Annotated in this window: 1 protein-coding gene and 2 pseudogenes; all 3 read right to left on the minus strand. The window is 54.7% G+C overall.

What is annotated here, in order from left to right:
• Window positions 1-172: 172 nt before the first annotated feature.
• A pseudogene (locus GON22_RS26725) lies at window positions 173-8,476 on the minus strand (SDR family NAD(P)-dependent oxidoreductase); the annotation flags it as partial.
• Between the two features lie 7 nt (window positions 8,477-8,483).
• Complete coding sequence (locus tag GON22_RS26730) at window positions 8,484-9,560, minus strand: polyketide synthase dehydratase domain-containing protein (protein WP_442954369.1); 1,077 nt, start codon at window positions 9,558-9,560, stop codon at window positions 8,484-8,486.
• A gap of 189 nt (window positions 9,561-9,749) precedes the next feature.
• Window positions 9,750-11,294, minus strand: a pseudogene (locus GON22_RS26735) (type I polyketide synthase); the annotation flags it as partial.
• Between the last annotated feature and the right edge of the window lie 25 nt (window positions 11,295-11,319).

The raw sequence follows: 11,319 nt of genomic DNA on the forward strand, positions 1-11,319 counted from the left end.
AATCTGAAGGCGCTGTGTCTGCTGATGCCTGCTCTGCCGTTGGTGAATCCATAGCTCCTGCTGGCTCAGGATCGTTCGAAGCCATGCGCTCAACGGCGGTATTCGAACCGTTTCTTTCATTCATTAACTGGCGCACGCGCTCCCCGTGATCCGCAATAAAGTATCCGGCAAGCTTCGCTATCGTCAAATGCTCGAACAGCAATGTCGCAGGCAAGCTGCCAAAATCCTTCTCCAACTGCCGGCTAATATCAAGAACGACAATCGAATCGATGCCGTAAGCTTCATAATGCTTGTCTTTATCGAGCATATCGGTGTCCATTCTCAAAATATCGGCGAATATGGCGCACAGATACGTCTCGATCCATTCCTTCATGCCTGTGGCCGATAACTTCGCATCAGCACCGGCAATCGTTGCTACATTTTGCCCAGCAGCTGCTGCCTTGTCAGGCGTTGCCCCCGCTAAGCGCCGGCCTGCTGCTTCATGCCCGCTTCCCTTAGCCTTGCTTTCGCTTGGCTTCGGCTGTTCTGCTTGAACGCCCACTTGCACCGCTCCGTCGCTTTCGCCAACGATAACGGATTGCATCGCATGGCCTGCCGGTCCAGACAATCGGCCACCGCTGCACGAATGGCGGAACCCGTTCATTTTGAGCGCCTGAATCCAGTTATCTGCACCAAGCAGCGGTGAACCAGCCATCCGCCCCTCGTCGTCAGTGAACGCCCACCAGCCCTCGGTCAAACCGAACGTCAGCGTTGTAAAATCATGGACCTGCGTCAATTCATTGATGACGATCAACCCATTTGCCCGAAGCAGCCGCTTTGCCTGGCGAATGGTATGGTTAATATTTCGAGTCGCGTGAAGCACGTTGGTTGCGATGATCAAATCGACACTTCCGGCATGGCGGCCGTCAGCCTCTTCGATATTGAGCACCTCAAATTCAGCGAATGGATACGCCGATCCGAGCAGTTCCCGCCCTTGCCGAACGAACCCCGGCGAAATGTCGGTGTATAGATAGCGGATGCTTGCACCGTACTCCTTGATCGCTTCAAGCACGCGGCGGCTTGTCGCTCCGGTACCTGCCCCAATCTCAAGTACGGTCACCTGCTTCGGCTTGTTGGCAAGACCCGATATTGAGCCGGATGCACTGGCCGCGGCTACATAGTTTTTGATCACATCCGCAGCCAATTCGTTGCAATACCGAACGATACAATCCCCTTCATAAACCGGTTGCACAAGCTCCGTCGAACCGCCAGGGAAAAGCACTTCCGTCGCTTTTCTCTCGCCAGACAGAATGCTCTTAATCTGGCCTAAGCACGCCTCCAGCAATTCAAAATGCGGTTTCAATTCAGGCTGCGATTCCGTTAAGGCCGCGATACGCATAGCCGTATTTTCTATTTCATGATCATCAAACGAATAACCATTCGGGCTAACCGCCGATAGGGCATCCCTATCCATATGAATGAATGATGCGCGCTCTAACATGCCAAGCAATGTTTCGAATAAACGGTAATAGGCAGGGATGACACGCAATCGATCTCGCAATTGCTGCTGGCTATACCGTTCACCCTCGGCCATCACCCCGGCTTGGCGCAGCATGTTCATCACTTTCAGATGGCCGTAGCGTTCGATTTCGCGATAAAAGGCTTCCGTCCTCGCCAGCTGCTGCTCTTCCGGCAATGGCGTATGGGTCGCTTCCAGCACGTGAGCCAGGACAGAAGGCCGCTCCTCGGGATACCACTCGGCTTTGCGGCCAAGCAGAATGCCCGCTCGCTGTAATGCATCGCGCGTTGCTTTTAGCGGCATAGCTTGGCGAATCGGATGTGCAAGAATGCGGGCAATCATCTCCATGCCTTCTTCAGGCTGAATCGATAAAATGCCCTGTTTCGCTAATTTTTCATTGTAAAATTCATTTGCGACGATCCCGATGCTGCCCCAGTAGCCCCAATTGATCGTTTTCACAGGAAATGGGCGGGATTTGTCCATGTAATTGGCGTACCCGTCCTTAAACGTGCAGGCTGCTGCATAATTGCCTTGCCCGGCCTGTTGGATAAGCGATCGGCCCGAGGAGAAGAACATCATGAAATCGAGCGGTTCGCGCCCGAACGTTGCATCCAGCACAAGGCTGCCTCGGGATTTGATCCGAAGCACCTCCAAGAAATCACGCTCATCCATCGCATGCAGTAGGCCATCCTTCAGCACGATTGCGGAATGGAATACGCCGTTTACAGCGCCAAACCGTTCCTTAATGATGCCCGCCGCCGCTTGCAAGCTTCCTTCATCCGTCACGTCGCCTTGCACGTATTCTACTCGCCCAGCACCATCTTCCGCCAACCTAGCAAGCTGGGCTCGCTTGGCAGCGTCGAGCGGGCTGCGCCCAATCAATACAACGGTGGCTCTGGCCATTCGCGTCAAATAACGGGCTAATTCCGACCCGATGCCGCCAGCCCCGCCTACAATGGCATAAACGCCCTGTTCCCGTAATGGAACGTGAGGGGCAGGCGGAAGATCGATCGGCCGGACCGTTCTGGCCCAAAGCTGGCTTTCGCGTATTGCTGTCGTTCTCCATTCCTTCAATGCCCTTAGGCTGACTAGCTTGCGTGCGATCTGTCCGCCGTTCTCCTCAAGCTCCCGTCCACGGATATCCGTACATACGACGGACCATAGCCTGAACTCCGCGGCAATGGTCGCGGCAAGCCCCGCCAAGCCGGCGTAATACGGAACGGCCGAATCTTCATATCCAATTTGCTGCGCATCGCTCGTTACGATTGTAAGCTCCAGCTTATCGCCGCTAAGGCCGCATTGTTTCATCCCCTTCACCAACCGAAGCAACGACAATGCGCCCGTTTGCTCGCTTTCCTGCAATCGCACAAGCTCTGGCCGATCAGAACGGCGAACATCAACGCCTCCAAGGAAATAGAGACGGCGAATTGCACCGAGCTGGTTGATACAGACAGCAGGGGCGGTTGCATCGCGAACGTCAAGCTCCCATTCCCCTTCAGATAGCCGCTTGGTCTCCTGTCCAAGCCGGATGCGAATCACCTTTTCCCCTTGATAAAGCTCGGATAACCGTTTTTCGAGTGCCCCGCTATGCTCGGCATAAACGATAGCAACGGCTCCAGCGGAGGCTGCCCCTTCTGCCGCTAATCCGTTTGTTAGCTCTTCAACATCGTTCATCGGCTCCCACATTGGAGCGAACAGCATGTCCCCGATGTGTCCGTTTGCTCTTCCTTGCCCTTTATCCGCCCGTAAATACAACTCCTTCATCTGCGCACAAATCAATCCGCTCTCATCTGCGATGAGAAGATTGTACCTGCCGTCTCCCACGCGGGTAACATGGACATATGCCTTGCTTGGGAGCGGCCGAATGATCATAAGCTGTTCCAGGCGGAACGGCAACATTGGCCGGCTAGCATTGCTAAGCCCAGGGTCTTCCATCCCTATTGCGATGCCGGACACCGCTTGGAAAGCGCCATCGAGAATGGCTGAATATAGCCCGTAGGAACGGTTGCCGTCCCCTGCCTGCAAAAGGCCAAGCGCTTCATTGCGATTGAACCATAGCTGCTCAAGCGCCTGATACCGTGGCCCGTAGCTCACCCCGATTTGCTCAAACCGTTCGTATATCGCTTGCTTGCCCAACTGCTGTTCGGCACGGGCCATGATCTGCCCAATCGGAAGCGATCGTTCCTCGCCAATCACGTTTTTTCTAATCTCCAGATTGCCGCTCACGCACACTTCATCCGGGGATTGCCCCCCTTGGCGAATCTGGAATAACAGCGAATCCCCTTCCCGGACTACGGCTAGTTCCAATGGTGCACCCTCATGCAAATTGGCAATTGGCTGTCGCCAAACCACGCCTGAAATTGTGTAGGGACTGCCGCCATCCAACCGGGATGACGCTTCATGTACTAACTCCAAGCCGGCCGCTCCCGGCAGCACCGGCATGCCTTGAACGAGGTGTTCTTGCATAAGCTTTAACGCCCGTTCAAGCGAAACGCCAAATACGACATTGCCGGTTTCCACGCTGCGGCGTGCATCGATCTGTTGCAGAAGCGATTCGCCGCCATTGCTGTCGCCGTTGCCGTTACCAATGCCGTGCTTGCCTCCATTGGCAAACGCCCTATTTTCGCCCAACGCATGGGATACCCAATAGGAAGCCCCTTGGAACGGGTAGGCAGGCAAAGGCAGCCGTTGATGGACACGCCCTGCATGCAGCAAATCCCAGTGGATATCCATTCCCGACGTCCACAGACGGGCAAGCTTGTCCAGCCTGCCGCTGCGAATCAATTCTTCTTGGAAACGAATGCGTTCTTCCCGATCATCAAACAACTCAGCAAACAAACTGTCTGTCTTGGCGCTGCCCACATACGTTTCCGGCTGTTCTTCGGCTCCATCGGCAAATGCATGCAACTTTTCTTGCAATTGTTCTATGTTGTGGACGATAGCGGCAAAGCGCTCCTCCATCTGCTCCCGCCCGACTTGAAGCGTGTATGCTAGATTAGGCAATTGCGTGCTGCCGAAACGGCCGGCTTGCCCGCTCGACAAACTTTGGCCTTGCTTCCCTGGCGCCTGTAAGAGTTGCCTAGCCGTTGCCGCGAATGATTCGAGTGTTTCATCCTTGGCATAAGCGTTGGCTGGCATGCCGATTGCGAATTGGTTGTTCACTTGTTCAACGAGCCCGTAATAATGCACCGCATCAAAGCCGTAGGCTTGGAACTCATCAGCAAAATCTATCTCTTTCTCTTCCACCTGAAGCAGCCCTGCGGCAATGGTTCGCAAAGCATCCTCGAAACGCTCGTTCCCAAGAACGAGCGCTTCCTGCGCTACCAGTTCATTTGGGCGGTTCAACGCAGCGGCAAGCTCGCGGGCATACGCTTTAAGCCGCTCGCTGGTCCTCGCTGACAGGACGATTAGTTGAGGCGATTCGGTTTGGGCGTGTTGTTCACCCGCAGAAGCTGCGGGACCAATATACTCTTCTATGATGAGATGCGCATTGGAGCCGCCGGCCCCAAATGAGCTAATGCCTGCTCGCCTCGGATAGGGCGTCTCCTGCCCATTCTCCCGGATAACGGGACGTTGCCAATCCGCAAGCTGCCGCTGAACGTAAAACGGCGTGCGGGTAAAATCAATATTCGGATTAAGCGTGTCCGCGTGAAGGGAGGGCACGAGGCTGCCATGCTTCATTTGAAGCAGAACCTTCGTTAGCCCTGCAATTCCAGCCGCCGATTCGAGATGGCCAATATTGGACTTGACCGAACCGATGGCGCAGTATTGTTGCTCGCTATGCTGGTCACCAAACGCTTTCGAAAGCCCTGTTATTTCAATCGGGTCGCCAAGGGCGGTGCCTGTTCCATGCGCTTCGATGTAAGAGATCGACCTTGGGTCGATGTTCGCCTTAGCGAAAGCTTCGGCAATTAGCTTCTCCTGCGCATTCGGGTTAGGGACGGAATAGCCGTTCGTCTTGCCCCCGTGATTAACCGTGCTGCCTTTAATGACGCCATAGATATAGTCCCCGTCAGCGATAGCGCGTGACACTGGTTTTAACAGCACCGCGCCTACCCCTTCACCTGGAACGTAGCCGCTTCCGCCTTGGCCGAAACTGCGGCACCGTCCGTCTTCAGACAAAAACTGCCCTTGGCTCAAAACGGCGTACTTATCCGGATGGATCGTCAAGTTAACGCCGCCGGCAATGGCCATGCTGCATTCGTTGCTGCGAATGCTTTCGCAAGCCAGATGAATAGCAGTCAGCGACGATGAACACATCGTATCCAGCGCTAGGCTCGGGCCATCGAAATTAAACACGTAGGAAACACGATTGGCAATCGAGCTAAACGACGTAATCGGCCTTCTGCCTGCGCCGCTATCCGCATCCAATGGCTGGAACAGCTGATAGTGGCCCCACATCGCTCCGACGTAAACGCCAACTCGCTCCTTGTCCAACCCTTTTCTCGTATACCCCGCATCCTCGACGGTTTTCCATGCTGTTTCTAAAAACAGCCTCTCCTGCGGGTCCATTGTCTCTGCGTCACGCGGCGATATATTAAAAAAGAGCGGATCGAATCGATCAACGCCATCGATGAAGCCGCCCCATTTGCTATAAACTTTGCCTTTATTCGTGCGGTCCGGATCATAATAATCTTCATAATGCCAGCGTTCCCTTGGTATCTCCCGTACGCAATCCACACCGTCCCGAAGCGTCTGCCAAAACAATTCGAGCGAACTGCCGCCCGGATAACGGCCGCTAAGGCCGATGATGGCAACATCCTCATGAGGATGGGCTTGCTGGCGGGATTCTGATGATGATGCTGCTGTTGCTGTTGCGGTTGGCGTTGGCTTTGCCGTTGCTTGTGTGGTAGGCGTTGCTTCCGTTCTTGGTCCTGGCACTGCTGCTGCAATCGAATCGGCGACCGAAGCCGGCCGTTCCTTCCCTTCCTGCCGCGCAATAAACCGCGAAGCACGGCTGGCCGAGGCATTGTGCCTCTCCCTGCTAAGGCCGGCGCTAGGCTTCACAGCCTGCGCGGCTTCCGCCCGCTTCGGTTCAGCCGGGGCAGAACTAGCAGAAGCTCGGTCCTCCGCCATTTGTTGCAGCACATCCGAATGCCTTTTGGCCAAATAACCCGATAATTCCGAGACGCTCTGATATTCAAACAGCAACGTTTTGGACAGCTCGCCAAACCGGCTCGCCAGCTTGTCGTTTAGTTTAAGCACCATAACGGAGTCGATGCCATAATTCTCAAACATCTCATCCGAACGAATGCGGTTAGCCGGCACCTTCGTTTCCTCGGATAACAGCTGCTTCACAAGATTTTCCGCTTCTTTCCTAAGGTCCAAGCCAGCCGAGGATGCAGCCTGAATGTTGCCGCCAGTAGCTGCCCCCTTCATCGATTGCCCCTCTGCTTCCTTACGCTCCGTTGGCGTTGAAACTGCTGCGGCTTCCCCAAGCGCTTGGCGGATACGCGATGCGTTTCCTTCAACGGCAAGCAGCTGGGAAGCGCCTGCTGCGAGGCTGAACTCAAACGCCTTAAGGCCGTTATCCGTGCTCAGGGGCACGCTGCCGAACTTCTTTTCCAACGAAGCGGCGATTTCATCGCTTACATGCATGCCGCCTTCGCCCCATAGCGGCCAGTCTATCGACACTACTTTGCCAAACCGCTTGTCCTCGGCCAGCCGTTCAGCCAGCGCATCTAAGAAACGGTTAGCATATGCATAATCACATTGCCCGATATTCCCTACAACGCCTGACATAGATGCGAACAGAACCAAGAAATCGAGCGTTTCCCCTTGCAAGGCATCGACAAGCTCCAACGAACCATACACTTTCGGAGACAGTACAGCTTCCATGTCCTTCTCCGGTTTCGTATAAATAAACGCGTCGCGAATCGCTCCTGCACTGTGTATCACACCGTCAATTTTGCCCCATCGCTCCTTCGCGTACGCGACCAGCTTTCTCGCATCCTTCGCTTGCGACAGGTCTGCCGCCACATAGGCAGCTTCCGCTCCTAAGCTGCGAAGCTCGCCAAGAAACTTCTCCTTGTCCGCATCAAGCGGCGAACGGCCGGAAAGCACGAGGCGAACAGCTTGTTTCCCCGCTGCATACCGGGCAAAAATTTGCCCTAACCCGCCAATTCCCCCTGTTAACAAATAAACGCCGCCATCATTAAAGGATGGCGGCTTATTTTGTGATAACACATCGGCTTCATACTCGGCCAGCTTCCGGACATAACGGTTGCCGCCCGAATATCGCACCTCGTCGCCATCCCCCGGCATTGCCGCTAATTCCTGCTGCAGCCGAAGGGATACGCCATGCGCATCGCTAGCTATCATATCCATAGAAACATATACGCTTTTAACTGCATAATCAGGGTTTTCTAGCTGTACCGTCTTCAGCAGCCCGGCTACAGCAGCATTGTGGGGCTCTGTTAACTCGGATTGTCCCGTATAAGCATAAAGCAGCCTCACCTGCTCGCCCCGCTTCTCTTTCATCAAAGCTTGGACCAATCGGAACATGGAATAGAACCCTTGCTCCACCCCTCGTTTTACATGAACGGGATCTCCATCAAAGCCTGCGGCTGACCAGCAATGAATGGCAGCGCGAATATCATCAACCTCAGCAGCCAATCGGCGGTAATCTTCACTATGGTCCGGACGGATCGTAATCGACCCGTCCTTAAGACACTCATACGCTTTGCCCGGCCTGACGATCGTCACTTCCAGCCCGCTGGCTGCCTGTAGCCCTGTAGCAAAATGGCTGCCAAGCGCTTCGCTCCATTGTCCACCTTCGATGAAAAGAAGGGCGCGGCTGCCAGCCATCTCGGAGCCGTTATCCGGCAGATCGGAGCTAACCCAACGGTTCGTAAAATAGAGCATCGAGCTGCCCGTTCCGCTCTTATGCGCCTTCAACATCCGCAGTGCGGTCTCCGGCGCAAGCTCGCCCTTTTGTATTTTATACAGCAAATCCGCTTCGAAATTATCCTTCTTCAAAACTCCCTCACCTCATCATTCGCGCGACTTCTTCGGCATTCAGCTCTCCTGTCGCCAATTGTTGGAATGACTCCAGCAGCTCCCGGTCGGCTTCCTCCAGCTCATCTAGCCGCTCCGCTTTCGTTGCTCTTTTAAGCATAAGCCCTCTTAGATCAACCAGCACATTGCCCCGCTCATCCACAAGGCGTACATTATACATTCGCATAACATCGCCTTCATAGGTGACATATGCAATACAACGCTCGGTTAGCGGAGCATAGATCTTCATTTCCTCAAGGAAAAACGGAACTAAAGGCCCTTCGCCCGGAAGGCTGCTGCCGGCATGCAAGCCGACGACAGCTTGAAGCGCACCATCCAGCATCGCCGGATGAAGCCTATATTGGCCCCATTCTGTGGTTAGCGATTCAGGCAATTCCAGCTCAGCGACCGCTTCTGTGCCGCTCGACATCCAGCTCTGTATCGTACGGAACCTAGGCCCATATGCAAAACCTAATCCGGCCAGCATGCCATAATAGGCGGAGCCAGATACCCCTGACGTACATCTTGCCCGCAATGCTTCCAAATCGGCCTGCGGCCTCTCTCCGTTTAACGCGATTTCTCCATCTCCCCCAAACACAAGCGTGCCTTGGGCATGGACGGCTATATTTCCGGTGCTGCTGCCAATTTCGAATGCTGCGTTATCGCCATCAGGAAGCAGTTGGATTTCCAGGCCAACGCTAGCTTCCGAATCGGTCGATACAACCGGGCTCAGCCATGCCAAATCTTTGATTGCCTCGACTGGCCGTTCTGCCGAAAGCTCGCCTGCAGCCCGCGCCATTTCCAAATAAGCAACGCCCGGAAGCATGTTCACCCCATTAACGACGTGATCTGTGAAATAAAAGGCACCGCCTGGCAGCGCCGCCGCATACTTTTGCTCATAGAAATTTGAAATATTGCGCCCTACCAGCGGATGCAAGGCATGTTCAGCTTCAGCGGCTCCGGCCATGCGGTAAGCTGCTCCAACTGTAGGAAGCCAGCAGCGTTCCTCTGCGAACGGATACAGCGGCAACCGTACTTTCTCCCGTTCTAATCCGCCGTTAAGCATGTTCCATTCGATCTCGGCGCCTGTCACCCACAGCTGGGCCAGCTTCGCCCACTCGCCTTGGCCAATCAGCGTGCGAATAAACAAACGGCCCGCCTCGCCCTCAACTAACAGGCTAATCGTCCCTCCGTTTCTTCTGCTGTTGCCTCGATATACGTTTGGCGCGAGTGCCTCGCCATCTCCAGTGACTACCGAGGCTAGGGACTCCCGCAGCTCCTGCAAGGTTGAGCAAGCGATGGCCAGCCTTTCCTCCATCGCCTCCCTTCCATTCTGGAGCGTATAGGCGATTTCATCTAATGAAGGGAGGGTTTGCGAATCAGCGTCAAGGAAAGCGAGCCACTTCGCTGCATAATCCACAAGCCTTTCTTCTGTTTTGGCTGACAAGACGAACAATTGCCCACCTGTGCTGCCTAAGCCCTGCACCGCTGCTCCCCTTGCTGTGGAGGTACTCTCATATTCCTCAACAATTAAATGTGCATTCGAACCGCCTGCCCCGAACGAGCTAATCGCGGCGCGCCGAGGCATTTCTTTGCCTGCAATAATCGGCCGCTTCCACTCCTCTAGCTTCCGTTGCACATAGAATGGCGTCGAATCGAAGTCGATGCCAGGATTCAGCGTCTCCGAGTGAATAGAAGGAACGAGCTGCTTGTTTTGCATTTGCAGCAATACTTTCGTCAACCCGGCAATGCCGGCAGCCGACTCCAGATGCCCAATATTCGATTTAGCCGAACCGATCGGGCAGAACCCGCGGTCTTGCGTGTGGGCGCCAAACGCTTTGCCCAGCCCAGCCATTTCGATTGGGTCGCCAAGCGACGTGCCCGTTCCGTGCGCTTCTACGTAACTAATTGTACGAGGCGAGATTCGCGCCCGCTTAATCGCCTTTTCGATCAAATCTGCTTGCGCTTGCGGATTAGGCACGGTATATCCATTCGTGCGGCCGCCATGATTGATTGAGCTTCCTTTTATAACGGCATAGATGCGGTCACCGTCGGCAACGGCTTGATGGAGCGGCTTAAGCAGGACGGCCCCAACTCCTTCACCTGGGACGTAGCCGTCTCCGCCAACGCCGAAGCTCTTGCAACGGCCGTCGCTTGAAGCAAAGCGCCCCTGGCAAATATGAACATATTTATTCGGATGCAGGGACAGGTTTACGCCGCCCGCAAGCGCCATGCCGCATTCGCCACGGCGGATGCTCTCGCTAGCCAGATGAATCGCAGTCAGCGAAGCGGAACACATCGTATCGACCGCAAGGCTAGGGCCCTGGAAATCAAAGAAATACGATACCCGGTTTGCAATAGAAGCAAATAAAGAGCTAGACGCAGTTACGTTCCCTTTCATCATCTCTTCCACGCCGAGCATCTGGTATTCGCCCCACATGACACCTGCGAATACGCCTACTTCCGTTCCCTCCAAGCTCGCACGTGTATAGCCTGCATCTTCAAACGTATGCCATGCACACTGCAAGAACAGCCTCTCCTGCGGATCGATAAGCTCTGCCTCACGCGGCGAAATGTTAAAGAAGAGCGGGTCGAACTTATCGACATTGTCGAGGAATGACCCCCACTTGCTGTACACTTTTCCTTCTTTTCCTTTCTCCGGATGGAACAGCTTGCGATAATCCCAACGTTCCGCAGGAATTTCCTTCACCTGGTCCTCACCCGCTTGGAGCATCTTCCAGTAGGCTTCCAGATCGGGAGCGCCTGGATATTTTCCGTTTATGCCGATAATGGCAATGTCCAGCTCGCCCTGTCCGTCTGGCATG

The sequence above is a fragment of the Paenibacillus sp. MMS18-CY102 genome (assembly GCF_009789195.1).
Classification (GTDB): Bacteria; Bacillota; Bacilli; order Paenibacillales; family Paenibacillaceae; genus Paenibacillus_T.

Bases quoted from the DNA above. Each gene is read 5' to 3' on its own strand.
- GON22_RS26730 (WP_442954369.1), bottom strand. From the start codon at position 9,560: ATGCTTAACGGCGGATTAGAACGGGAGAAAGTACGGTTGCCGCTGTAT.